General features: G+C 67.9%; 19 protein-coding genes. 11 read left to right on the top strand and 8 right to left on the bottom strand.

Features of this window, described 5'->3' with window-relative positions; translation table 11 throughout:
• Positions 1-71 precede the first annotated feature (71 nt).
• Positions 72-1,184, bottom strand: coding sequence for a tyrosine recombinase XerC (xerC, locus tag SH922_RS34215; RefSeq protein WP_393062435.1), 1,113 nt, complete (start codon positions 1,182-1,184; stop codon positions 72-74).
• 992 nt (positions 1,185-2,176) lie between these two features.
• Between xerC and SH922_RS34210 the strand changes: the two genes are divergently transcribed.
• Positions 2,177-2,650 carry a MarR family winged helix-turn-helix transcriptional regulator gene (locus SH922_RS34210; RefSeq protein ID WP_393062434.1) on the top strand — a complete coding sequence of 158 codons (474 nt, stop codon included), beginning with the start codon at positions 2,177-2,179 and terminating at the stop codon, positions 2,648-2,650.
• Positions 2,651-2,870: 220 nt separating this feature from the next.
• Positions 2,871-4,463 (top strand): MFS transporter, encoded by a 1,593-nt coding sequence (locus SH922_RS34205; protein ID WP_393062433.1) that lies wholly within the window; start codon positions 2,871-2,873, stop codon positions 4,461-4,463.
• Positions 4,464-4,751: 288 nt separating this feature from the next.
• Here the strand turns inward: SH922_RS34205 and SH922_RS34200 are convergent, their stop codons facing one another.
• The 5 genes from SH922_RS34200 to SH922_RS34180 all read right to left on the bottom strand — a co-directional run bounded on the left by SH922_RS34200 (position 4,752) and on the right by SH922_RS34180 (position 13,988).
• Positions 4,752-7,226, bottom strand: a complete 2,475-nt coding sequence (locus SH922_RS34200) for a glycoside hydrolase family 3 C-terminal domain-containing protein (RefSeq protein WP_393062432.1) — start codon at positions 7,224-7,226, stop codon at positions 4,752-4,754.
• A 905-nt stretch (positions 7,227-8,131) separates the two neighbouring features.
• A complete protein-coding gene (locus SH922_RS34195; RefSeq protein ID WP_393062431.1) occupies positions 8,132-10,702 on the bottom strand; it encodes a family 78 glycoside hydrolase catalytic domain in 2,571 nt (856 codons plus the stop codon).
• 81 nt (positions 10,703-10,783) lie between these two features.
• A complete protein-coding gene (locus SH922_RS34190) occupies positions 10,784-11,692 on the bottom strand; it encodes a carbohydrate ABC transporter permease (RefSeq protein WP_393062430.1) in 909 nt (302 codons plus the stop codon).
• A gap of 4 nt (positions 11,693-11,696) precedes the next feature.
• Positions 11,697-12,581, bottom strand: a complete 885-nt coding sequence (locus SH922_RS34185) for a carbohydrate ABC transporter permease (protein ID WP_393062429.1) — start codon at positions 12,579-12,581, stop codon at positions 11,697-11,699.
• Positions 12,582-12,671: 90 nt separating this feature from the next.
• The gene (locus SH922_RS34180; protein ID WP_393062428.1) at positions 12,672-13,988 is read right to left on the bottom strand and encodes an ABC transporter substrate-binding protein; all 1,317 of its coding nucleotides are present in this window, start codon (positions 13,986-13,988) and stop codon (positions 12,672-12,674) included.
• 254 nt (positions 13,989-14,242) lie between these two features.
• Here SH922_RS34180 and SH922_RS34175 point away from each other — a divergent pair, with 254 nt between their 5' ends.
• Positions 14,243-15,289 (top strand): LacI family DNA-binding transcriptional regulator, encoded by a 1,047-nt coding sequence (locus SH922_RS34175; RefSeq protein ID WP_326667268.1) that lies wholly within the window; start codon positions 14,243-14,245, stop codon positions 15,287-15,289.
• A gap of 102 nt (positions 15,290-15,391) precedes the next feature.
• Positions 15,392-16,402, top strand: a complete 1,011-nt coding sequence (locus SH922_RS34170; protein WP_393062427.1) for a LacI family DNA-binding transcriptional regulator — start codon at positions 15,392-15,394, stop codon at positions 16,400-16,402.
• 8 nt (positions 16,403-16,410) lie between these two features.
• Here the strand turns inward: SH922_RS34170 and SH922_RS34165 are convergent, their stop codons facing one another.
• Both SH922_RS34165 and SH922_RS34160 read right to left on the bottom strand, forming a co-directional pair.
• Positions 16,411-17,655 carry an MFS transporter gene (locus tag SH922_RS34165; protein ID WP_393062426.1) on the bottom strand — a complete coding sequence of 415 codons (1,245 nt, stop codon included), beginning with the start codon at positions 17,653-17,655 and terminating at the stop codon, positions 16,411-16,413.
• Positions 17,656-17,861: 206 nt separating this feature from the next.
• Positions 17,862-18,791, bottom strand: a complete 930-nt coding sequence (locus SH922_RS34160) for a LysR family transcriptional regulator (protein ID WP_393062425.1) — start codon at positions 18,789-18,791, stop codon at positions 17,862-17,864.
• A gap of 127 nt (positions 18,792-18,918) precedes the next feature.
• On the opposite strand from SH922_RS34160, the gene SH922_RS34155 reads away from it, so the two are divergent.
• From SH922_RS34155 to SH922_RS34125, 7 genes are all read left to right on the top strand, one after another.
• Positions 18,919-19,920 carry a fumarylacetoacetate hydrolase family protein gene (locus tag SH922_RS34155; RefSeq protein ID WP_393062424.1) on the top strand — a complete coding sequence of 334 codons (1,002 nt, stop codon included), beginning with the start codon at positions 18,919-18,921 and terminating at the stop codon, positions 19,918-19,920.
• Positions 19,917-20,879 carry a cyclase family protein gene (locus SH922_RS34150; RefSeq protein ID WP_393062423.1) on the top strand — a complete coding sequence of 321 codons (963 nt, stop codon included), beginning with the start codon at positions 19,917-19,919 and terminating at the stop codon, positions 20,877-20,879. Before SH922_RS34155 ends, SH922_RS34150 begins: the two co-directional genes overlap by 4 nt.
• Positions 20,880-20,902: 23 nt before the next feature.
• Positions 20,903-22,033, top strand: coding sequence for an FAD-dependent oxidoreductase (locus tag SH922_RS34145; protein ID WP_393062422.1), 1,131 nt, complete (start codon positions 20,903-20,905; stop codon positions 22,031-22,033).
• The gene (locus SH922_RS34140; RefSeq protein WP_393062421.1) at positions 22,030-23,028 is read left to right on the top strand and encodes an amidohydrolase family protein; all 999 of its coding nucleotides are present in this window, start codon (positions 22,030-22,032) and stop codon (positions 23,026-23,028) included. Before SH922_RS34145 ends, SH922_RS34140 begins: the two co-directional genes overlap by 4 nt.
• Before the next feature lie 19 nt (positions 23,029-23,047).
• Positions 23,048-23,986: a VOC family protein gene (locus SH922_RS34135; protein WP_393062420.1), complete on the top strand. Its 939-nt coding sequence runs from the start codon at positions 23,048-23,050 to the stop codon at positions 23,984-23,986.
• A gap of 229 nt (positions 23,987-24,215) precedes the next feature.
• Positions 24,216-25,187, top strand: a complete 972-nt coding sequence (locus SH922_RS34130) for a fumarylacetoacetate hydrolase family protein (protein ID WP_393062419.1) — start codon at positions 24,216-24,218, stop codon at positions 25,185-25,187.
• 14 nt (positions 25,188-25,201) lie between these two features.
• Entirely contained in the window at positions 25,202-25,960 is a 759-nt protein-coding gene (locus tag SH922_RS34125; RefSeq protein WP_393063762.1) for an SDR family NAD(P)-dependent oxidoreductase, read from the top strand.
• The last annotated feature ends 211 nt before the right edge of the window (positions 25,961-26,171 follow it).

Raw genomic sequence — 26,171 nt, 5'->3', positions numbered from 1 at the left:
GGGGCCGCGGCACTCGCCAGACCTCCCCACGTATCCGCCGCCGGCCGTAGATCCTCCACATCCGGCTTCACCTAACACCGCTTCGTCGTGCGGACGTCGGTGTGCCCTGCCCAGCGGGCAAGCAAATGATCCGGCACCCCCTTGTTCGCCAGGTACGTGAAACAGCTCGCACGGGCGTCGTACAAACGGACCCGGCGCAGCGAACTCTCGGCCATGACCCTGTAGGCGCGCTCACGCAACTGCCGCCCGTTGAGTGCCCTGCCGAGTCTGTCCACGAGCACGTACTCGTTGTCCTCGTACCTCTCCCCCGCCGCAAGCTTCTCGATGACCTGCGTGGCCTTGAAGTCAGCGAGGGCCGCACCGACCAGGTCGGGAAGGGGAAGCCGGCGCTCCCCGGCAAGGGACTTCGTGTCCTTCTCGACCACGACCTTGTTGCCCATCAGGGTCCGGGTCCGGTGGACGGTCAGGGTGGCCCTGTCCAGGTCGACGTCGGCCCAGCGCATTCCGCAGATCTCCGCCGGCCGCAGACCCATCAGGGACAGGAGGAAGGCAGCGTACAAACGGTCGTTCTTGACCGCATCCACGAAGGCGCGCACCTCCTGGAGGTTCCAGGGCGGGTTCACGGTCTTGGTCCGCCGCTCTGCCTTCCGATGGTTGCGAGGGACCTTCACCTCCCGGGCAACATTCACCTCGACAAGGCGCCGAGCCACCGCCCGGTCGAGCGCCTCCTTCAACCGCGCCAGCGACATCTCAACCGAGGCCACCCCCAAACCGGTGCCCGCCTTACCACCTCGCACCCGGCCCTCGCGTAGCGCCCACTTCATCCACTCCTCGACATCGTCCTCGGCAAGGTCCTGGAGCCGGATGTGCCCGAGCATTCCCCGAAGACGCGCCAGAGTCACGGTGTAGCTGTAGACGGTGCTCTCCTCCAGGTCCTCCGCCTTTCTGGCCAGCCATTCATCAAGCCACTCGTCCAAGGTCCTTCCATCGAACGGCACGGCCGCGGCCTCGTAGCGGCGGTGCGTGATGTGCGCGTACTCGCCCTTCGCCTCCCTCAGAGTGCCGAAAGTGCGGGTCACCTGCCGCCGCTTCCCAGTCGAGGGATGAGCTCCTACGTCGACCACGAACCGGTACCGGACCTGCCCCTTCGCATTCGGCGGAAGCTTCTTGATCGGAACAGACACGACTTTCACTCTCCTTGAGTGCCCGGGAACGCTCGCACAGGCATGGGCGGCGCCGCATCCCAGCGTCTGGCCCGCAGCACGGAGCCGCGGTCTGGCGACATCGCCTCCTCTGAAGGCCTCGGCGTCAGCGGAGCCGAACGCGAGCTACTCCCGTCGTCGCCACCATCGCCGGTTTGGCTAACCGGCGTTTATGGCCTATGTTCCGCACGGATCCGGGCAGGACGTACCGCCCCGCCCCTCTGCTCACCGGCACGGCTCTGGCCTTTGCCCACACCCGGGACGGCACGAGAGCGGCAGCGCCGGTACGCCGCGAACGCACAGGGCGAACACGAAGAGCGGCGCTCACTTCGGCAAGGTTGTCATCGCCTACTCACACCACCGCGTCCGCGGCCGGCCCGCAGCCCCGGTGGCACCGCAAGGCCAAGCCCCGGACCCCAGTCACCGAAACCGGGGTTCCGTTCCGGACATAGAGTTTCACCAGGAAGATCGGCATTCTCGGCACTGGGGACATCGGCAAGACGTTGACCAGGCGGGTTGAGCGCGGCCGGGCACGAGGTAAAGGTGGCCAATCCGCGCGGCCCGGCGACGTTCGAGGCGGACGGGCTGGCTTCGGGCGGGCGCGCAGTGCCAGGAATGGGAGTGCATGATCGCCGTCAACGCCCAGGGCCGGCCATCGCCGACGGGATCACCTACGTGGTGACCCGCCCCCGGCACACCGCAATCGCCGACTCTAAGTCATGCCCACCGACCAAGCCTGGCCACGTCGTATCAGACAGTCAGCCGTCAGAAGGCCGGTCGCCTGAGCGTCGCCGTAAAGATCTACGAGGTCGCCTTCGAACCCTTTCTACGGCCGCGTCAGCACTGCTGTGGACGCCGCCACCGCCGGTCCGCATTCGCGCAGCCGGCATCGGCCTCACCTGCCGCGAAGGTCTCTCGTGACCGACAGTTAGATATTTTGACATAGCTATATCTGGATACCTAGAGTCGTATTCATGCCCCGCCCCAGCAGGTTCGCACAGGACGTCGACCACGTAGCCGCCGAGCTCGTGTCGTGCCTGCCTGCGCTGGCCCGGGCCGTGGAGCGGCAGATCGGTCCGCACGTCGAGCACCCCAAGCCGTCCGAGGCGCAGATCGCCCTGCTCCGTCACGTCGAGGCCAACGACGGAGCGACGGTGCGCAGGGCGGCCGAAGCCCTGCTGATGAAGCCGAACAACGTGAGCGCGCTGGTGACCCAGCTGACCGAGCAGGGCCTGCTGGAGCGCCGGCCGGACCCTGCCGACAAGCGCATCGCTCACCTGCACCTCACCTCGACCTCGCGGCAGCAGCTCACCGAGGTCCAGAACCTGATGAGCGGCCTGGTCGCCGGGGCGCTCCAGACCATGACCGAAGGTGAACTGGACGCTCTCGGCTCGGCACTGGGCGCGCTGCACGCGCTCAACGACCGCCTGCATCCCCTCAGTCACTGACACGCGCAGCCGACGTCCCGGACTCTTTGCGGACTGTCGCGCCCGTAGTCATACGAGTCGCACGAACCGTTTCCGCGTGCCGACGGGATGACACCTCTCCCCCACCGCGTCCAGCCTTCCTCAGGCCCCGGATGCCGCTTCGTCATGCACGGACGCCTGGCCCCGTCCGCGCACGACACCCGACACACACCCCGTAACCTCACGAAGGACAGACACCTTCATGCCCTCCGACGTCCTGAACTCCCCGGCTCCGCCTGCGCGTCCGGTCCATGAGGACCAGCCGCGCGGCCGCCGCGCGAACCCGTGGCTGACCCTCGTCGCCGTCGCCTTCGGCCTCTTCATGGTCGGCCTCGACGGCTCGGTCGTCTCGATCGCCAACCCGGAGATCGGCCGGGACCTCAACGCCTCCACGGCCGACCTCCAGTGGGTCACCAACAGCTACCTGCTCGCCCTCGCCGCCGCGCTGATCCTCGGCGGCAAGCTCGGCGACCGTTTCGGCCGCCGCACCATCTATCTCGTAGGAGTCGCGGGATTCACCGTCGCCTCCGTGGCCATCGGCCTCTCCGGATCCATCGAAGGAGTCATCGCGTTCCGCGCGCTCCAGGGCTTCTTCGGCGCGCTGCTGATGCCCAACACCCTGGGCATGCTGCGCGCCGTCTTCCCGCCGAAGAAGTTCGGCATGGCGGTCGGCATCTGGGCCATGGTGTCCTCCGTCTCCACCGCGCTCGGTCCAATCGTGGGCGGCCTGCTCGTCGAGCACGTCAACTGGGAGTCGGTCTTCTACATCAACGCACCCATCGGCGTCATCGCGCTCGTCTTCAGCATCATCGTGCTGCCGCAGAGCAGGAACACCAGCGCCACAGATGAGAAGTTCGACATCCCGGGCGTCGTCCTGCTGGCGCTCGGCCTTCTCGCGGTTGTCTTCGGCGTCGTCAAGGGCGAGACCTGGGGCTGGACTTCGGCCGGCACGCTGGGGACCATCATCGCCGGCGTGCTGATCCTGCTGCTGTTCGGCCGGTACGAGACACGAATCGCGCACCCTCTGCTGCCCATGCGTCTGTTCCGGAACCCGGCGCTGACCATCGGCACCGTCATCACCGCGCTGAACTTCTTCGTCCTGCTCGGCATGATCTTCTTCGTGATGCTGTACCTGCAGAACGTGCGGGGCTTCACTCCTGTCCAGGCCGGTATCCGCACCCTGCCGCTGAGCCTCGCTTCGGTCGTGGCATCACCCCTGGGCGCCGCGCTCACCCAGAAGTTCGGCCCCCGGCTCACGATGCCGCTGGGTATGGCCCTCCAGGCAGCAGCCTGCTTCGCGATGCTCGGGTGGGGTGCGGACTCGTCCTACACCGCCATGTGGCCCCCCTTCATCGCGCTCGGCATGGGCGTCGGCATGGTGATGGCGTCGTCCTCCGACGCGATCGTCGGGAACGCACCGGTCAAGGACGGCGGGGTCGCCGGCGGCCTTCAGGCGACGGCGCTGCAGATAGGCGGCGCGCTGGGCACGTCCGTCCTGGTCTCCCTGATCAGCAGCCGCGTCGGTTCGACCCTGACCGGCGAGCTGACCTCGTCCGGGCTGCCCGCCGATGCGGCCCACGGGCTGAGCGAGGCGAAGGACGCCGTGGCGATGGGCGTCGCGCCGGTCTCCGACGGGATGCCGGCACAGCTCAGGTCCGCGGTCGTCGAGGGAAGCCACCACGCCTTCATGAACGGCGTACACACCGCCGTGCTCGTCTCGGGCCTGCTGTGCCTGCTGGGTGCCCTGCTCGCCGTGGTCGGTGTACGGCGCAGCCCCGGGGCGACCGGTCGCTGAGAGGCAGGACCGAGCGGCCCGGGCCGGGTGACGCAGCAGGGAGACACACATCCTCGCGCCCGGCCGGGCCCACCCCTGCTGCAGTGTGGGCGCCGTCTCGAGCCGCGCATCGGCGACGGTTCGGCCATCACAAGCTTCGAGCTTCCGGGCGGCTGCCGATGTATCCGACGTCGTACTGCCCTTCCGGTCGTCACGCTCAGGGCTTCGGTCTGCTGTCGACCACAACCGGCAGCAGACCGAAGCCCGCCGAAAAGCGACTGACGGGCAATCCGACGACCTCAAGGGGTCTCAGCTGATGGTGACAACCCGCTGTACAGCCAGGCTTCGCGAGGACCGGCCGGCGTGGACTGTGTAGGAGCCGGGGGTGAGTTTCCAGGCGCCGGCAGTCCACACCGACAGGTCGCGGGCAGAAACGCTGAAGGTGATCCGAGTGCTGGCACCGGGAGCGAGCGTGACCTTGCGGAAGCCGATCAGTCGCCGTGGCTCGGCCTGGGCGCCGGCAGGCAGCCCCGCGTAGAGCTGCACGACTTCGGTACCTGCGCGGGAACCTGAGTTGGTGAGGGTGACGGCGGCAGTGAGCGTCTTGGTCGCTGTGTTGTAGGACGTTTCCAGGGAGCCGAGGTTGAAGGTGGTGTAGGAGAGGCCATGGCCGAAGGGGAACAGCGGGCTCTGGTTCTTCACGTCGTAGTAGCGGTAGCCGACCAGGTGCCCCTCGCTGTGGGAGACAGTGGGGCCATTGCCCGGGTAGGTGGCCAGTGTCGCCCCGGGACCCTGGGACGCCGTGACGGGGAACGTGACCGGAAGACGGCCCGAAGGGTCGGCGTCACCGAAGAGGATGGCGGCGAGGGCCGTTCCGGTGGCGCGTCCCGCATACCAGAGCTGGACGACCGCTTCGACATCGTTGATCCACGGCATGGCGACGGGGCCGTCGGTGTTCAGGACGACGATGGTGCGGGGGTTGGCTGCTGCGACGTCGGCGATGAGCTTGTTCTGGTCGCCCGGCAGGTCGAGGGAACCGTGGTCCATGTCCTCGCCCGCGACCCGGTTCACGATGACGACTGCGGCGTCGCAGGCACGTGCTGCGGCTACCGCGTCGGGTATGAGGGACTTCGGCTGCCAGCCGAGGGTGAGACCGCAGGTGCCGGTATCGGCGGTGCTGTTGCTGTAATCGATGCTGACACTCACCGCCTTCCCGGCGGTGAGATCGATGGCGCCCTGGAGCGGATAGTCGTACGGCCCGAGGAAGAACCGGCGGCTGTGCCGGGTGCCGGAGATGACCGTCTTGCCGTTGATGACGAGCTTGGTGGTACCTGAGGGCAACAGCGAGAAACGGTGCAGGCCGGTGGTGGTCGGCGTGAGGGTGCCACTCCAGCGGGCCGACCACACGGCGGGCAGACCGGCCACGGGCGCACTGGTGAAATCGACACCGGCACTGACCTGTGTGGCGACGGGAGTACCGGACGGTTCGGCTGCGGCGTAGAAGCTACCGGTGAGCCCTGCCGCACCAGAGGCCGTGCGCAGCACCGTCGCCGGGACGGCGGTGAGGGGGATGTCTCCGACGGATCCCTCGCGGTAGGTGACGGTGACCCCGGCGCCGGCGCGGTCCTTGATGGCCGCCAGCGGGGTGATCCAGGCACCAGGGGTGACGTAGCTGGAGCCGGAGACTCCTGTCAGGGCGGTGTCGCCCGCGGGGCCGATGACCGCGAGCGACTTGATGGTGGAGGTCAGCGGGAGGGCTTGGCCGCGGTTGGTGAGCAGGACCGCGGAGTTGACTGCGAGGGAATGAGCGAGGTCCCTATGGGCCTGGGTGCTGACGTCCGCGGCGGGCGCCGGTACGGGGTGGTCGAACAGGCCGTTGGCGTACATGGTGTTGAGGATGCGCAGGGCCGCGTCGTCCAGGCGGGCCGTGGGGACGCTGCCATCGACGAGGCCGCCGACAGGTATCTTCACGCCACCGGGGCCGAGACCGCCGAGGTCCATGCCTGCCTTGACGGCTCCCACAGGATCATCGCCGGCCCAGAAGTCGGGGACGGTGTAGCCCTCCAGACCGATGGTCTTCTTGAGGTCGTTGAACAGCGCGGGACTCTGCGTGGCGAACGTACCGTTGATCTTGGGATAGGCCATCATCACCGAGGTGACGGGCACGGTGGCGATGATGCGCTCGAAAGCGGCGTGGTAGATCTCGTGCAGGGCCCGGTCGGAGAGCTGCGCGTCGACGAAGAAGCGGTTGACTTCTTGGGTGTACGCACTGAAGTGCTTGACGGTGGCGACAACATGTTGTTCCTGTATGCGTCGGGTGAGCGCTGCGCCCAGGGTCCCAGCCAGGAGGGGGTCTTCGCCCATGCCCTCGGCCTGTCGGCCGAAGTGCCAGGTTCGGGCGGTGTCGACGGTAGGGCCGAGAAGGTTGTTGTAACCCTTGGCCCGTCCTTCGGTGCCCAGTGCCGTGCCGAGCCGGCCGGCGAGGTCGGCATCGAATGTCGCGGCCTGGGCCAGGGGGACGGGGAAGGCGGTGACGCCGGTCTCCCCACGCAGTCCTGCCGAGGCGTCCACCATGGTCAGGGCCGGGATTCCGAGAGAGCTCAGGGCCGCGAAGTCGCAGCGGACGAGGGCCTCCTTCTGTGCGGCGGTCATCCTCGCCAGCAGGGCGACGGCCCTGCTGTCGGGGGCTGTATCCGCGGTGCGACGGGGCGCGGCAGCGGCCGGCGCCATGCCGGAAGCCAGAGCGGTCAGGACGGCGGCGGAGAGAAACGTACGACGATTCATGGCGGCTCTTCCATGAGGAATCTGGGCAGGACAGAACAGCGCTGTGCGACGCTCGCAGCTGTCGCCGCGCATTTCTGGGGTGGGGTAACTCAGGGGATGATCGGGCAGAGTCGGCGCTCGCGGCTCACCCCTCTCGGGATACCTCGTTCAGGGCGACAGGGGCGCCCTTGATATCGATGCTGCCAGAGAGCATCTTCTGGATCTTCAGCGCCCGGCAGAGCGAATGGCCACAGCCTGGCACTTTCCTTCATGCTGGCAATCGGGCCACCCCTGATACATATTTCGTTGATTACGGGACCGAGTGGGCGTTCTTTCTCAGCATCCCGGCTCCGGACAGAGCGACTGCCGGATCACTTCCGCCCGAAGCCGCACCGAACATCAGTGCAAGACGGCGACGGACGCTGAACTTGCGTGTTCACAGCGGCTCTCCCGGACGAGAATGGCAGCTCCTGAACGAGCCACCGTGGGGGGCGGGGCCGGCCGAGCAGTCAGGTGCTCGGCCGGCCCCAGTTCGAGGAGGGCGGGACCTCGGTGGGACACACGTGCGTACAGAAATGCATTGCCACTTCATTCGAGACAATCAACGCCGCGTACCGTGGCATGCGATTTCGGTATTCAGAGACAACCACCCGTGAAGCGTTTCGACCGACGAAGGGAAACTATTGCCTATCACCCCTTCGGGTCAACCCTCAAGCAACGCTCACTTCAAGAAACTCACGGTCGGAACGACCAAGACTTTCCAGTTGAATCGATTTGAAATTTCAATTGAAAGCTTACGCATGCACTTTATCGACGCAGCGAATGGACGTCATCCACATGGCAAATAAAGATGCGTTCATCGAACCCGGAAACCGCAAAGCGCATTGAAGCGTGCACCGGGCCTGCAGTAGCTGACGAAACGGGGGTCAGGCTGCCTTTGTCGCGAGTTCCACCGTGCTGAGGACATGTTTGCCCGGCCCCAGGGCGACCGGCGTGCAGCCGGGCAGTTCTGCGGTTGCCTCACAGCCCTCCGGTACAACGAGGTGGGCTGTCAGCCCCGCGGCTGTCTGCTCCCAGGACAAAGACACCGAGCCGTAGGGAGTCTCGTGCCGGGTACGGGCCGAAGTGATGCCGCCACCGGGACGCGGACGGAAGGCGATCCTCCGGTATCCGGGGGCCGTGGCGGCAATGCCGCCCACCACGCGGTGGAGCCAGTCGGCGACGGCCCCGAGGGCGTAGTGGTTGAACGACGTCATACCTCCGGGGTTGAGGGTGCCGTCCGGGCGAAGGCTGTCCCAGCGTTCCCAGATCGTCGTCGCGCCCATGTCCACGGTGTACAGCCATGAGGGGCACTGGGTCTGGAGGAGCAGCCGGTAGGCGATATCGAGGTGTCCCGTATCGGTGAGGGCGTCACAGATCAGTGGGGTGCCGACGAAGCCGGTGGCAATGCGGGCGTCGTCCTCGATGACCAGCTGGGCCAGACGGTCACCGGCCGGCTGCCTTTGCGGCGGGGCCAGCAGATCGAAGGCGAGCGCGATGGCGTAGGCAGTGGGGCTGTCACTGCTCATGCGCCCCGATGCAAGGACGTAGCGGCGGCGGAAGGCGTTGGCGGCCTCATCGGCCAGCGTGCTGTACCGCCCGGCGTCCGTGTCATCGCCCAATGCGGCTGCCGCCAGCGCGAGGTGACGGGCGGAGTGGGCGAAGTAGGCGGTAGCGACGAGGTAACGGTCGGTACGGCCGGCGGCCGGGTCCTCGGGTGGTGCGGCAGGGTCGAGCCAGTCCCCTAGTTGGAAGCCGGTGTCCCACAGTCGGGTCGGCCCAGCGAGGCTTTCAACGAGGTCGACCCACTTCTTGGCCATGGGGTAGTGACTGCGCAGGAGATCGAGGTCTCCGAAGCGCTGGTAGAGCGTCCAGGGAGTGAGCGTGGCAACATCGCCCCAGGCGGCCCCGGGGTGGATCGGCGTCCACATGGGCTCGCCCGGGATGACGGGCACGTACCAGGGAATCGTTCCGTCGGGGAGTTGCTCCAGGCCGACGTCGGTGAGCCAGGAGTCGAGCATGCCCGAGCAGTCGTACAAGTAGCTTGCCGTGGGGGCGAATACTTGGATGTCGCCGGTCCAGCCGAGGCGTTCGTCGCGCTGGGGGCAGTCGGTGGGGATGTCGACGAAGTTGCCGCGCATGCTCCACACGACGTTCTCGTGCAGGCGGTTGACCAGTGGTTCGCTGCACTCGAACCAGCCGGTGCGACGCATGTCGGTGTGGTACACCCGGGCGGTCACCATCTCGGCGCTCAGGTCTGCCGTCCAGCCGCTGACTTCTGCATAGCGGAAGCCGTGGAGGGTGAAGCGTGGTTCCCAGGTGAATGGCCCCCGGCCGGACAGGATCAGAGTGTCCTCGGCATACGCCTCGCGCAGGGGTCGCGTGGCCAGCTCGCCCTGCTCCAGGACCTCGGCGTGCCGGAGGGTGACTGCGGTGCCGGCCGGGCCGTCGAGGGTGACCCGGAGACGGCCCACCAGGTTCTGGCCGAAGTCGAGCAGATGACGGTCATCGCCGGTTCGGGTGATGGTGACCGGAGTGATCTCCTCGGTGCAGCGCACCGGAGGTCCCTGCGGGGCGACGAGCGTGCCCATGTCGCGACCGCCGGTGCGGACCTGCGTCCACTCCGCTGCGGCAGCGCCGGGAGGGGTGGCCCAGTCGGGATCGTGCAGTCGGGCGTCGAACGTCTCGCCCTCGTACAGTCCGCTGGTCAGGATCGGTCCGGGCGCGGCGTTCCAGGTCCGGTCCGTGGCGATCGTGACCGTGGTGCCGTCCTCGTACGTCACCTCCAGCTGGGCAATGAGGGATTGGTCGGTGCCGTAGATGTTGCGGGTGCCGCCGTCGAAGCCGTACTTGCCGCGGTACCAGCCGTCGCCGAGCCACGCGCCGATGGTGTTGGCGCCTTCGGTGAGGTGGCTGGTGACGTCGTGCGTGCGGTAGCGCAGACGGTGCGGGTAGACGGTCCAGCCCGGAGCCAGGGTCTCATCGCCGACGCGGCGTCCGTTGATCTCGGCCTCGTACAGTCCGTGTGCGGTGATGTAGAGACGGGCGTGTGCCACCGTCCGGTCGATCCGGAAGTCTTTGCGGACGCGGGCCGGACGGCGGGCGGCTTCCGGGTCCTCGGGCCAGACGGCGCCCACCGGGGCTGCCTGCCAGTCGGCGGCGTCGAGCAGGCCCGCCTCTACCGCACTCGGGGTGCTCCAGTGCGAGGGCTCACTCGCTTCCGTCGTCCAGACGCGGACACGGACGGTCGCTCGTTCACGGGAGTTCAGCGGATCACTGGGCCAGGCCACCAACACCTGGTCTCTCGCGGCGACGCGACCGGTGCGGTCGATGCGGCCGGCTCGGGCGACTTCGAGTTCGTACGCTTCCTGGGACCCGCCGCCTGCCGGCCGGGTCCACGTCAGACGGGGGGCGGGGACGCCGATGCCGAGGCCGTCCGGCAGGTGTTCGAAGGACACCGGGCAGGGCTGAGGGGGGAGCAAGGAAAGCCTTTCTTCACGTGCGCGGGAGCGGGTCGAGCGGGCTGCGAGCAGCCGGTCTCAGCCCTTGACCGCTCCCGAGGTCAGGCCCTTCATGACCTTCTGGTTGAGGAAGAGGTAGATCAGGAGGGTGCCGAAGACGTTGATGCAGATCGCGGCGAACAGCGGACCGTACTGTGTGGCACCGAAGTCGCCGGTGAAGTTGAGCAGGCCGACCTGGATGGTGCGCAGGTCCTGGTTGTTGGTGAAGGTCAGCGCGATGAGCAGGTCGTTCCAGATGAAGAAGAACTGCACCAGGCCGACAGTGAGCAGGGCGTTGCGGACCATGGGCACGCTGATGGTCCAGAAGGCTCGCAGGATGCTCGCGCCGTCGATGGTGGCCGCTTCGAACAGTTCGCGGGGAACGGTCCGGTAGTAGGTGGCCATCATGAAGACGGTCAGGGGCAGGCCCGTGCCGGTGTAGGTGAGGATCAACGGCCACAACGTGCCGGACAGGCCGGTCTGGAAGTACACGGTGAACAGCGGCAGGAGGATCATCTGCGGGGGGACCATCATGCCTGCGAGGAAGACGAGAAGGGTGAGGCTGCGGCCCTTCCACACCATGATCTGCAGAGCAAATCCCGCCGCCGTGCCCAGGAGCAGCATGAGCGCCAGGGCGGGCAGGACGGCGAGAACGCTGTTCTGGACGTACAGCCCGAGATGGCCCGTGGTCCATGCCTCGGTGTAGTTGCCCCAATCCCACGTGGTGGGCAGGCTCCAGGTGGAGTTGTTGAGGTAGTCGTCGTTGGACTTCAGGGAGGTCAGGAGCATCCAGATCAGTGGGTAGATCTCGACGACCAGCAGCAGGGTGACGACGATCTTCACCCACAGCCTGCGCGGCGCCCTGGCCCGCCGGACGGGACCGGCGGAAGCGGACGGCCCTCGGCTCCAGCGGCCTCCGGAGGTCTTCACAGGTGTGTCGATGGCCATGCGTTCAGCCCTCCGTGATGTCGCGCCGTGAGACGCGGTAGACGACCAGGCTCACCAGCAGGCACACCACGGTCAGCAGCAGGGCGATGGTGCTGCCGTAGCCGTAGTCGCTGTAGGTGAACGATGTCTGGAACATGTACAGGGTCAGTGGAGTGGTTCCGTTGCCCGGGCCGCCGTTGGTGAGGGCGACGACGGAGTCGAAGACCTTGAGCGTCCCGTTGATGCTGAAGATCAGCGACGACATCAGCACGGGCAGGGACAGTGGCAGCACGATGTGCCGGATCAGCCGAAGCCCCGAAGCTCCGTCCAGGCGCGCCGATTCGAGGACCTCGTCGGGGATGTCGACCAGGCCGGCGAAGAGCAGGACGGCGTAGAAGCCCATGGAGCGCCAGATGTCCATGACGATCAGGACCCAGAACGCGCTGCCTGCGCTGCCGAAGAAGTCGATGGAGTCGATTCCGACCGCGTTGAGCAGGGAGTTGACCGGGCCTGTCTGCGGGGCGACTTGGAAGAACTTCTGGAAGAGCAGCCCCACCGCGACCGTGGGCAGAACGACCGGGAAGAAGGCCAGCGTGCGGATGAGCGCCGAGGACTTCTTGAGGAAGAAGACGTACAGCAGGGCCAGGAGGTAGCCGGCGACGACCTGGCCGACCGTGACGAGCGCCGCGTATTTGAGGGTGAACCAGAGGGCGTCGCGGACGGCCGGGTCCTCGAACAGCCGGGAGAAGTTGGCGCCGCCGTTTCCGGTGAATCCCTCGATAGTGTTGCCCTGGGTGAAGGAGTACCCGAGGGACCACACGATGGGGACCAGCATGATCAGTGAGTAGACGAGGAGGGCGGGGCCGAGCAGGATCGCGATGGCCCTGCGGTCACCGAGTACGCGGTGCATGGATGGTGTCCACTTCGTTTCCGTTGAAGAGACCTGTCGGACGGAACCGGGGGCGGTCCGCGCGGGGAGGCTTGGGCCGCCCCCGGTGGGTCACTTGGCGGTCAGCGCGTCCTGGACGGTCTGCATGAACGCCTCGGGCTTCATGCTCCCGGTGACCAGGCCGGCCGCGTTGGTCTGACTGACGGTGGTGGCCTTGGTGCTGAACAGGGCCTCGAACCACAGGACGTTCTGCTTCGACTCACTGATCGTCTTACGGACCTTGGTTGTGACGTCGTTGGCGTCCATCACCCCGGTGTTCACCTTGAAACCGGAGATGGAACCGTGATTCTTGAGCGCGGTGCTGCCGTAGTTCTTGGCGATGCAGGAGACCCAGTCACCGGTCTTCTTGTCGAAAGACTTCGCACCGAGCGTGATGCCGAGGCCGACGTTGGAGGGGTACTGGTCGATGGATCCCTTGCCGCCGGACACGGCGGGGAAGGGCATGAAGCCGACGTTCTCCGCGCCGACCTTGTTCTGCTTCTCGTCCGAGATGTTCGCCAGTGCCCAGTTACCCATGTAGAACATGGCGGCCTTGCCGTTGAGGAACTGGTTCATCGCGGTGTCGTAGTCGATGGAACCGACGCCCTTGCCGAAGTAGCCCTTCTTGCCGAGGCCGGCGATCTCCTCGGCGGCCTTCACGTACTCCGGGTCGGTCAACTTCGCCTTGCCGTCGGCCACCTTCTGAAGGGCGTCGGGCCCCAGGCTGCGGTAGAGGTAGGTGCTCAGCAGGCGGGTGATGGGCCACCCCTGCTGGCCGGAGGCGGAGAACGGCTGAACGTTCTTGGCGTCCAGCTTCGCCGCGGCAGCCACCAGCTCGTCCCAGGTTCCCGGCACGGCTATGGCGTTCTCCTGGAAGAGCTTCTTGTTGTAGAAGATGCCCTCGATGTTGTACTCATACGGCAGCACCTGCAGCTTGCCGCCGTACAGCGCCTTGATGGTGGAGACGGCGGCCGGCTCGAGTTGATCGAGAACGCCGAGAGAGGTGAGCTCCTTCTCCAGGTCGGCCACCTTGCCCGACTTCGCCAACTGCTGGGTGAGTGCGGGGGCGTTGCCCGCGGCGAACTGCACCGGCAGCGCATCCTGGCCTGCCAGCAGTTGCAGCTTCTGATCGAGGCTTGTCTGCGGCACGGTCTCCACCTTCAGTGGCAGAGCGTCGTTCGCCGCCTTGCACGCGCCCTTGGACATGGTGGTCAGGGCGGTCTTCACGGTGGTGTTCTCGGTGACGCTCAGGTAGCTGAACTCTTTGGGTGCGGCCGAGGAACCGGAGCCGCTGCCGCCGCAGGCGGTGGTGACCAGCGCCAGTGAGGCGGTGGCGGCCGTGAACAGGCTCAGACGCGCACGACGGGCGTGAGGCATGCGAAGGGACACGGAGACTCCCGGAGGTCTTTGAGAGAAGGGGCGAGGAACGACGAGCGGCGCTGAGGAAAGGAAACGAGTCCAACCGCGCAGAAGGTTGTGTGTAACGTTCTCCACCACGAAGTGGGCAACACCCTGCACCGCTCGCAGCTATCCGTCAAGACACAGAGCCGTAACACCGAGGCCCGACCCTGTAGCCTTGTGGTCATCCAGAGGTCATTATGTAGACCGTTACACTCGCACCTACGAAATCTGGAGTACTGACGATGGGCGGGGCCGAACCCAAGCAGAACAAGCGCGTGACCATCACCGACGTCGCCCGGCACGCCGGCGTGTCCGTCGCCGCGGTCTCCAAGGTGCTGCGCAACGCCTACGGCGTGAGCCCCGGCATGCAGGAGAAGGTGCGGGCGGCCATCGCCGAACTGGACTACCGGCCGCAGGCGGCGGCACGCGGGATGCGGGGGCGGACGTACACGATCGGCGTGCTCCTGGACAACGTCCGTAACGCCTTCTTCGCGGACATCCTCGACGGCATCCAGGAGGAGCTCCGCACCAGCGAGTACACCGTGCTGATCGGCGCGGCCGGCTTCGACCCGGACGAACAGGCGAAAACCATCCGCTCCATGGTCGACCGCCAGATGGACGGCTTGATCCTCATCGCTCCGGGCACCTCGCGCGCCGAGGTACTCGCGACTGCCGCGGCCACACCGACCGTCGTCATCGGCCACCACGACGCAACCGACACCCACGACTCGGTGGTCGACGCGGACGACACCGGCGCGGGCCTGGTGGTCGACCATCTGGTGGCACTCGGACACCGAGACATCGCCCTCGTCGCGGCCCCCGGCACCAGAGCCAATCAGTGGAAACGCACACCGGAGGTCGTCCTCGCGGGCGGCTACCGCTCGGCCATGGAACGGCACGGACTCACCGAGCACGTGCGGGTTCACCACGCCGCGTACTCCGACGAGGGCGGGTTCAAGGCCGGCATGACCCTGCTGACCATGGAACGGCCGCCGACCGCCATCATGACCGGCGCCGACGTCGCCGCCCTGGGCATCTACCGGGCGGCCCACGAACTCGGAATGCGCATCCCCGAGGACCTCTCGCTCGTCGGCTACAACAACACCGCTCTCGCTGCCCTGGCCACCGTCCAGCTCAGCAGCGTCGATCAGGCGGGACACACCATGGGCTCCACCGCCGCCCGCATGCTCATCGAGCGCGTGGAAGGCAGGCGGGACCGGTCCATGCAGACGACGATGACCCCACGCCTCGTGCAACGCAGCACCACCGCAGCCCCAGTGAGCCCTTGAACGATGGCCCACCAACTGCCCACGACCATTCCTTTCGTGAACAGGACACCGGCACACGGGCTGGAGACAAGGACGGCTCGCGGCGGCAGGGCGCGTCGTAAGGTGGGCGTAAAGGACGTTGCGCGCGAGGCCGGTGTGTCGCTCGGCACCGTCTCGAACGTCCTCAACCACCCGGAGGTCGTCGCCGAGGCCACCCGCAAGCGCGTCCTCGACGTGATCGGCTCGATCGGATACGTACGCGCCCAAGGCGCACAGCAGGTGGACGGTCTGGCCTCCCGTGTCATCGCCGTCCTGGGGCTGAACGGGGCGGATCCGTATTTCACGGCGCTGGCCACCGGCGTCGAGCAGGCCGCAGGCGAGGCCGGCCTCGGCGTCATGGTGTGCACCGGCGCCCGCGAGGGGGCGGAGGACGGTCGGCATCTCGCCCTGATCGCCGCGCACCGGATCCGCGGAGCCGTGCTGGTTTCGGGCGAGGGAGCAGTCCGAGCCGCGGCTGCGTTGCGTCGGCATGCGCTGCCTTTCGTCATGGCCGACCAGTACGTGCTCGAACCGGCTGCGTGCTCCGTGGGAATCGATGATGTCGCCGGGGGTTACGCGGCTGTCCGTCACCTGCTCGAGCAAGGGCACCGGTCCGTTGTGCACGTCGGCGGTCCCTACGAGTTCGCGCCGATACGGGACCGGCGCACAGGAGCACGTCGTGCCATCAGCCGGGCCGGACTCGCCTCGGACTCCCTGCATGAGCTCTCGTGCCCAGCCCTGACGGTGGGCGCGGGCAAGGACGCGGGTCAGCGCATCCTCGGCCTGGCGGACCGGCCGACCGCCGTGTTCTGCGCCGACGATCTGCTCGCTCTCGGAGTGATGCAGGCCCTGTACGAGGCCGGACTGAGGGTGCCCGACGACATCGCATTGGTCGGCTACGGCGACCTCGACTTCGCAGCGTCCGCCGTCGTGCCGCTGACCACGGTGCGGCGGCCGGTCGTCGCCATGGGGCGGCAGGCAGGCCGCCTGCTCATCGAGGACACGGCGCATAACGCCGTTCACGGACATGTCCACGTCGTACTGCAGCCGGAACTGGTCGTGCGCCGGTCCACTTTGGCAGCGCCGGCGCGGTGACCTCGGTGTCAGGGCTGTTCGTGAACATGGTGCAGCGGGGCAGCGGCCGGCGTCCGGTGGGCGAGGAGAAGGGGCGCACCCGCGAGAAGCAGGGTGGCCAGGCCGAGCGCTCCGACGGCCGAGCTCAGGTCTCCGAGAGCTTCCTTGCCTCCGAGGAGGATCAGCGGGCAGGCAAACTCGCCCAGGAAGAACGCCGAGGTCCACAACCCGGTGCCGCGTCCCCGGTCGGCGAAATCGAGACGGGACATGGCCAGCGTCAGGAGGGACGGCAGCAGCAGGCCGGTGCCCACGCAGTTCACCACGGCACCGACGATCAGCAGGGGAAGGCTGTCGCTCATCGCCATCAGGAGGAACCCAGCGGCACACAGCAGCAAGACAATGGGCAAATGATGCCGTGGTCGGCCGGTGAGTCGGGTGAAGAGCACCGAACCGAGGACGGTGGCCGCACTAGCGACCGCGGTGACGGCACCGATGCCGCCGGTGGAGTCGACGCCCAGGCCATCGAGGAGAAAGGACATCTCCACAGGCACGGTGTAGAAAATGACAGCACCGAATGCGGTCAGTAGGCAAAGGCCGGCCATACGGCGTATCGGAAAGGGTCGCTTGTCCGCCGTGGAAGCGTTCGGCTCGATCTCCATCGCCGATGAAGCCAGTGGTGCCGGCAGTACGCGAGCCATGGCGGGAGCGAGCAGCAGTCCGATTCCGTACATCCAGAACGGCGCCTGCCAGCCGGCCCCTCCAAGGGCCCCTCCGAGCACGAAGAAGACGGTGGCGGATGCTGAGGCGCACATGGTCTGCAGCGCGAGGTAGCGGTCGCGGACGCGCCCCGTGTAGTAGTCACCGATCAGCGTCGTGCAAGCGGTCATGATCGCCGCCTCGGCCACACCCACCAGCACGCGGCTGGCGAGAATGCCGTACAGCGAGTCCACCCACAACGGAACTGTGCCCAACAACGCGTACAGGACCGTCGCCACGATCAGCAGGCGCTTGCGGCCGAGGCGGTCGACGACGACACCGGCAAAGGGAGCCAGCAGGGCCAGCGACAGCGCGGGAACGGTGAGCACCAGGGGCACCAGGGCCTCGCTGCCGGCGACGCCCTCGAAGTGCTCCTGCATGCGAGGCAGAACCGGTGCGAGCAGCACAGCGCCCAGAACAGGCAGGCAACTGCCGGCCATGAGGAGAGCAGCGGGTAGTTTCCCCTGCGTATCCGGGAAGTCGTGGGCGTCGGAGGGCGGGGTGACGGGAGCGGGCATGGCAGCACTCCAGAGCGGGAGGCGGGAAGGGAGATGCGCGTGGCAAAAGATCCGTCGGTCGAAGACGTCGGCACACGGCATAGGGATGTGCCACGACTATGCGGCCCCCCGGGTGGCCTGCCCAGCCCTGCCGCGATCCGATTTTCGGATGCCTCGGATCCACTGGGCGGATACCGCCGATCCAGGTCGTCCGCTCCCGCCACCTGTCAGGACGGCCGCGGCGTCTCGTGCCCATCGGCCATGCGTCGGCCGACCCTGGCCGCCGTTTCGCGTAGCCAGATGTGTGCGGCGTCGTGCGTGTGGACGGGGTGCCACCACATTGCCTCTCGCAGCGGCACCGCTTCGTAGGGCGGTTCCAGTACCCGCACGGCAGCGAGGGGCGTCATCAGGTGGGCGAGGCGGGCCTGGATCAGGGCGATGCGCCGGGTGCCGGCAACCAGCAGCGGCAGCAGTTGGAAGCTGTCGACGGAGACCTCCACGCGCGGTTCGACGCCGAGCATGCCGAGTTGCCGTACGGCCGGGGCGTCGTAGGTGCGCTGATAGGTGACCCACGGCAGCCGGGCCAGGTCCTGGCGGGTGAGCCGGTCCTCCACACTCGGGTGATCGTTGGCGACGAGGAAGACCCACCTGTCCTGGTAGAGGTCGGTGGCGGGGAAGTCACTGACGACTCCGTGCGGCATGAGCAGGCCGTCGGTAGTGCTCAGTAGCGTGGCCGTGTCATCGACGATGGTGGTCGGGGGCTGGGTGAAGCGCAGGCGGATGCCGGGAGCCTCCTCATGCACGACCCGGGCGAGCTCGGTACCGAACACGGCGACGGCGTAGTCGGAGGCGATCAGCTTGAATTCGCGGCTCTCACTCACCGGGTCGAAGTCGGCCTGACTGGCGAACAGGCGCTCCAGCACGTCATAGGCGGTCGCGGTGCGGTCGAGGAGAACCTGCCCGAGCGCTGTGAGTTCGTAGTGGCCGCCGACCCGGGCGAGCAAGTCGTCGTCGAAGTGGCGGCGCAGTCGGGCCAGGGCGGCACTCATGGCCGGTTGGCTGAGCCCGACGCGCTGTCCGGCGCGCGTGACGTTGCGCTCCTCCAGCAGAGAACGCAGCGCGACGACGAGGTTGAGGTCCAGACGGGACAGGTTCATGGGCGTTCCCTTTGCGACAAGGCGCCGACCAGCGCGAATAAACACAATGGATGACTGTGATCCATAGAATCGATTTCCATGATTGCCGGTGGCAGGTTCAGATTAGTCACATCGCAATCAGGAGGACATGTCTGTGAAACCTGCACCCGCGTCCGCGCTCTTCGCCGGACCGTTCGCCCTCGCCACGCTCTCGGCCCCGAACGGACCCGCGTTCCCCGCACTCGTCACACCCGACGCCCAGGTGGTCGAACTGCGAGCCGCATTCGACGACGATCGGTTGGCCATCCGGAGCCTTCTTGAGAACTGGGAGGCCGCCCTCCCCCGGCTGGAAGCACTGGCCGAGGACGGCGGACAGCAGCGAAAGCCGCTGGCGGACTACCAGGTGCACGCCCCCGTCGAGCCCCGCCAGATCTTCCAGTCGGGTGCGAACTACCGGCAGCACGTCATCGACCTGCACGTCGCGCACCGCGCCCCGAACGACACCCGTTCCGAGGAGGAGCGGCGGGCGGAGGCGGCGGAGATCATGGACCGCCGGGCGGCCGAGGACCTGCCGTATGTGTTCATCGGGCTGCCGAGCGCAATCACCGGTCCGTATGACGACGTAGTGCTCCCCTCGTGGGCCGAGAAGCCGGACTGGGAGCTGGAGTTGGCCGCCGTCATCGGCCGGCCCGCCTACCAGCTGTCCGCCGAGGAGGCACTGGACCACGTCGTCGGCTACACCATCGCCAACGACCTCACCGATCGCACCACGGTCTTCCGCCGGGACATGCCGCAGATCGGCACGGACTGGCTGCGCAGCAAGAACGCCCCCGGTTTCACCCCGCTCGGCCCCTGGATCGTGCCTGCCGCGTCGGTCGCCGACCCGGACGACCTGCAGGTAACGCTGAAGCTGAACGGCGAGACCATGCAGGACGAGTCCACCAAGGACATGATCTTCAACGTCGCGCGGGTGGTGGCCTACGTCTCGCAGACTGCACGGCTCCTTCCCGGTGACGTGGTGCTGACGGGCAGTCCGGCCGGAAACGGCATGCACTGGGGCCGACTGCTGCGTGACGGTGACGTCATGGAGGGCACGGTCACCGGGCTCGGCGTCCAGCGCACCCGTTGCGTCGCGGAGGGGACCTCGTGAGCCTCGACCGCACTGACCCCGAGGGCTCGATCGCCGTGGCCGCCAAGGCGTACAGCAACTGGGGCCGCTGGGGCGAGGACGATGTGCTCGGCACCCTGAACTTCCTCGACGAGGCCAAACGTCGCGAGGGGGCCGCCCTGATCCGGCGGGGTGTCAGCTTCTCCCTCTCCCAGCGCTTCGACATGGACGGCCCGCAGAAGGGCTGGCGCCGCCGCACCAACCCCGTGCACACGATGCTCGACACCGGAACCGACGCCGTCCTCACCGGGCAGGGCTTCCCGCACGGCATCGGTGGCGCCGACGACGTCATCGCGATGCCGCTGCAGTGCTCCACCCAGTGGGACGGGCTCGGTCACATCTTCGATCACGGCAAGGCGTGGAACGGGCGCCCGGCGGAGAAGGTCGTCACCTCCGAAGGCGACCTGGTCACCGGCATCGAGCACATGGCACCGCACGTCGCAGGCCGCGGAGTGCTCCTCGACGTCGGCCGGGTCATCGGTGAGAACGGCGAACTGCCCGACGGTTTCCCGATCACCGCAGAGCACCTGACGGCCACGGCAGACGCCCAGGGCGTGAGCGTAGGCCGCGGCGACATCGTCCTGGTGCGCACCGGACAGCTCGCCCGGGTCCGCCGCGACGGCTGGGGCGAGTACGCCGGCGGACCGGCTCCCGGCCTCTCCTTCACCGCGGCCGGCTGGCTGCACACCACGGAGATCGCCGCGATCGCCACCGACACCTGGGGCTTCGAGGTCCGGCCCAACGAGTTCGAGAACGCCTTCCAGCCGCTGCACCAGGTCGCCATCCCCAACATGGGCCTGCTCATCGGGGAGATGTGGGACCCGGACGCGCTCGCCGAGGACTGCGCCGCGGACGGCGTGTACGACTTCTGGCTCACCGCCGCCCCCCTGCCGATCACCGGCGCGGTCGGCAGCCCGGTCAACCCGATCGCCGTCAAGTAATCAGCGGAACAAAGGAGTTCCCCATGAGAAACGAACGTACGGTCCTGGTGATCGGCGGCGGCGCGGCCGGCAACGCCCTCACCATCCTGCTGCGCCGCGCCGGCCTCGACGTGGACCTGATCGAAGCGAAGGACGACTGGAACGCCACCGCGGGTTCCGGCATCACCCTCCAGGGCAACGCCCTGCGCGTACTGCGCGAACTGGGCGTGTGGGAGCAGGTGCAGGCATCGGGCTACGGTTTCGGCTCGGTGGGCATCACCGCCCCCGACGGCACCGTCCTGCACGCCCAGGACGACATCCGCAGCGGAGGCGACGACCTGCCGGCCACCGTCGGCATGCAGCGCCCACAGCTGCAGCAGATCCTCATCGACGCGGTGCGCGCGAGCGGAGCCCACGTGCGCCTGGGCGCCAAGGCCACCGACTTCGACCAGGACGACGACGGCGTCACCGTGCGCTTCAGCGACGGCTCCGAGGGCCGCTACGGCCTGGTGGTCGCCGCCGACGGCCTCGGCTCCGCCACCCGCGCCGCGATCGGCATCACCGCGAAGCCGGAGCCGACCGGCATGGCCATCTGGCGCATTGCCGCCCCCCGCCCAACTGGTCTCACCCGCACCGACCTCGCCTACGGCGGCCCGGCCTACATCGCCGGCTACTGCCCCACCAGCGACACCACGCTCTACGCATACGTCGTCGAGGCCAACCGCGACCGGGCATCCATCCCGCCGGAGACCTACGCCGACGAGATGCGCCGACTGACCTCCGCGTACGGCGGATTCTGGCCGGCGATCACCGCGACCATCACGGATCCCGGACAGGTCAACTACACCTGGTTCGACCGGATGCTCGTCGAGGGCTCCTGGCACCGCGGCCGCATCGTGCTCATCGGCGACGCCGCGCACTGCTGCCCGCCCACCCTCGCCCAGGGCGCCGCCCTGTCCCTGGAGGACGCCTGGGTCCTCGCCCAGATGCTGACCGAGGCCGGCACCTGGGACGACGCACTGCTCCAGGCGTACTACGAGCGCCGCATCACCCGCGTCCAGCCGGTCGTGGAGGCGTCCGTCCAGATCGGACAGTGGCAGCTCGACGGAGTCCGCGACGCCGACGTGCCCGGCCTGATGCGCCGCACCATGACGATGCTCCGGGAGCTGCCGTGACATCCCCGACCGTGGACGTCCACGCCCACGTCCTGCTCCCCGAGATCGAGGCGCTCGTCGCCGGTATGCCCGCGCACGCCGAGGCCAAGGAGCTGGACGCCCGACGCAACGGCCCCGACGCCCTTGCCGTCAGCGGCCCCATGGTCCGCGCACGCATCCCGAAGATGACCGATGTCACCGCACGCCTCACGGCGATGGACGCCCAGGGTGTCGACGTCCAACTGGTCAGCCCCTCCCCCTCTCACTACCACTACTGGGCGGACCGCGACACGGCCGAGAAGGTCTACCGGCTCGCCAACGAGGCCACGACCACACACTGCGCCCAAGCTCCGGACCGGCTGCGCGGGCTGGGACTCGTACCTCTCCAGCACCCTGATCTCATGGTGCGCGCCCTCGACCATGCCCTCGGCCAGGGGCTGGCCGGTGTGGAGATCTCCAGCCACGCACCGGGGCGCGAGCTGTCCGACCCGGCGTACGAGCCGTTCTGGTCACGGGCCCAGGAGACGGGTGCGATTCTCTTCCTGCATCCCTTCGGGTGCACGCTCGACGAGCGTCTGGACCAGTGGTACCTGTCCAACACCGTCGGCCAGCCCACCGAGAACGCCGTGGCCCTCTCGCACCTGATCTTCTCCGGGGTCCTGGACAGGCACCCCAGCCTGAAACTGATCGCCGCCCACGGCGGTGGATACCTGCCCACCCACATCGGCCGGTCCGACCACGCCTGGTCGGCACGCTCCGACGCCGGCGCGGGGTGCGCGCACCTGCCCAGCAGCTACCTCAGGCGGATCTACTTCGACTCCCTCGTCCACGACCCGCGGGTGCTGGGCTCACTGATCGAGGTCGCAGGTGCGGACCGGGTCCTGCTCGGCTCGGACTTCCCCTTCGACATGGGATCCGAGGATCCGGTCGGCGCGCTGCGCGCCGCACGACTGTCCGAGACCGATTTCGACGCGGTACGCGGCGGCAACGCCGCCGCCCTGCTGCGACTCGCCTGACCTCACGAGGAGGAACACCATGAACGCACGCCTGCTCACCCACCTTCGGCACGTCGACCTCGCGGTGCCCGACTACGACAAGCAGCTCGACTTCTACGCCGGCGTGTGGGGCCTGACCATGGTCGCCGAGGACTCCGGGATCTCGTTCCTCGCCGCCGAGGGCTCCCCCGAGCAGTACGTCGTACGGCTGCGCAGAGCCGAGGAGAAGCGTCTCGACCTCGTCTCCTACGGCGCCGCGAACCCGGCCGACGTGGACACCCTCGCCGAGCGGCTGCTGGCCGGCGGCGTGGAGCTCATCAGCCGGCCCGGAAAGGTGGACACCCCGGGCGGCGGGTACGGCTTCCGCTTCTTCGACGTCGACGGCCGCACCATCGAGGTCTCCGCCGACGTCGAGGTCCGCCAGCACCGCAGGATCGAGGAGAAGGAAGCGATCCCGGTCAAGCTGTCCCACGTCGTCCTCAACTCCCCCGACCTGAACCGCACCCGTGAGTGGTACGAGCGTCACCTCGGCTTCGCGCTCTCCGACACGCTCAGCTCCCCGCATATGGGCGAAGTCATGCACTTCATGCGGATCAGCAACCAACACCACTCCATGGCCATCGCCCAGGGACCCCACACCGCCCTGCACCATGTCTCATTCGAGATGCGCGGCATCGACGAGTACATGCGCGGCTCGGGCCGGGTCATGCGGTCCGGTTTCAAGAAGATCTGGGGCCCCGGCCGCCACATGGCGGGCGACAACACCTTCACGTACTTCCTCGACCCGCACGGCAACACCGTCGAGTACACGACGGAACTGGAGAACCTCGACGAGGACACCTGGCACCCGCACGTCTACGACTTCTCCAAGCCCGAAGTCACCGACCAGTGGGGCACCGCCAACGCGATGAACGAGATCGTCGCCAAGGAGTCGTTCAACGACCCCGACCGCGGCGTGTTCGTCGCCCCGCCCGTCTGATCGGGCGAACCTGGGGCGCGGCGGCACAGCCCCTGTCCGAAGCACCCCGCCGCACTCCAGGAACCCGGTGCACCCAAGTCACCCCGTACCGTCGCTCGCTCAGCTGTCGGACGGCAGCGGACCACCGCAGCCAGCACCTCCGCGCGGGCGGCCAGCTATCGGGACGGGGCCACGACCCGACCCAATGCACATCCTGCTCACCTGACCCACACTCCGCTGGAGCCGCACCATGCGTTTCGCCGCCTACCAACATCAGCACGGCCACCGGGTGGCCGTCGTGGAAGAGGACGGCACACTCTTCCCCCTGCCCGGCGTTACGTCTCTGACCGCGCTGCTCACGGAGACCGACGGGCTGCCCGGCCTGCTCGCCGCAGGCGCGGCGGCACTCGATGTGCCGGCCGGGCCCCATGTGTCCCAGGTGCGGCTGCTCCCCCCGCTCCGGCCCGCCTCGGTACGCGACTTCGTCACCTTCGAGGAGCACGTCGAAGGCGTGCGCCGATCGATCGACGGCGTCGCCGGGGTGCCCGACGAGTGGTATGCGGCACCGACCTTCTACTTCACCAATCCGCACGCGATCTACGGACCCCGGGACGGGGTCCCGGTGCCGCCCGGCTCCGCAGTTCTCGACTTCGAACTCGAAGTGGGCGCCGTCATCGGCCGCGAAGGCCGCGACCTCACACCGGAACGGGCCCGCGACCACATCGTGGGCTACACCGTCTTCAACGACTGGTCCGCACGCGACCTGCAGTCCGCCGAAATGAAAGTCGGCCTCGGCCCGTGCAAGGGCAAGGACACTGCCACCACCCTCGGCCCCTACCTCGTGACCGCCGACGAGCTGGAGCCCCACCGTGACGTCGAGGGATTCCTGCGGCTGGCCCTCACCGCGAGGATCAACGGTGAGACCGTCGGTACGGACCTGCTGTCCAACATGAGCTGGACCTTCGAGGAGATGACCGCCTACGCCTCCCGCGGCACCCGCGTCGTCCCGGGCGACGTCCTCGGGTCGGGAACCTGCGGCAACGGCGGCTGCCTCGCCGAACTCTGGGGCCTGAGCGGCAAGCAGACCCCACCCCCATTGCAGCCCGGTGACACCGTCAGCCTGACCGTCGAAGGTATCGGCACGCTCACCAACACCGTGGTCCCGGGTGTGGAACCCCTCCCCCTGCCGGCCGGCCGGCGCCGCAGCCGGGAGCGGCCGTGACCGACCAGACCTCGATGAGACTGCTCGGCAAGGTGATCGTCGTCACCGGAGCGGCCCGTGGCCAGGGCGCCGCCGAGGCCGCCGCCCTCACCCGCGAGGGCGCCCATGTCATCGCCACAGATATTGAACCCGTGCACGGATGCCGTGGTCTCGACGTTGCCAGCGAGAAGGACTGGGCCGGCCTCACCGCCGCACTGCGGGAGACCCACGGGCAGGTGCACGGCCTGGTCAACAACGCCGGCATCACCTGGCGCGCACGCGTCGGCGACGTACGCCCCGACGACATGGCCCGCGTCCACGCGGTCAACGTCACCGGCCCTCTCCTCGGCATCCAGCACCTCACACCCCTGATGCCCCCGGGCTCCTCCATCGTGAACGTCGGCTCGTCCGCGGCCCTCACCGCCCACTACCCGGTCGCGTACACGACCAGCAAGTGGGCCCTGCGGGGCCTCTCGAAGGCCGCCGCGCTGGAGCTCGGCCCCCGCGGTATCCGGGTCAACATGATCCATCCCGGTTATATCGAGACCGAGATGACCGCCTCCGCCGCCCCAGCCTTCCGCGAGGCCAACATCCGCGAGACCCCGCTGGGACGCACCGGAAGCGTCGACGAGGTGGCTCCCCTGGTGGTCTTCCTGATGTCCGACCAGTCGTCGTTCATCAGCGGAGCCGAGATACCCGTCGACGGCGGCCTCACGGCACACGGCGGCGTCAAGTCCATATCTGACGCCCTTCACCCCGAAGCCGCGGTGCGAAACGGCTCGAAGGCAAAGTGACTCCGATTTCCGGCACCGCGCGAGGCCAGGGCCGGTCAGCGGCTCTGCGGTTCGCCGCTGAAGGCGTGGAGGCCGTCGAAGGCGACCTGATCCACGAGTAGGCCGTCGTGGCCCAGCGGCTCGTCGCCCGGAAGGGCGGCACTGCTCTCGTCCCCAGCCCTTTGGGCTTTACCGACGAGGCTCAGCCCGCGCCTGGGCCGAAGAGACCGCG

This window comes from Streptomyces sp. LN549 (genome assembly GCF_043203805.1).
In the GTDB taxonomy this organism is placed as follows: Bacteria; Actinomycetota; Actinomycetes; order Streptomycetales; family Streptomycetaceae; genus Streptomyces.
This window is presented reverse-complemented; position numbering and strand designations above follow the sequence as displayed.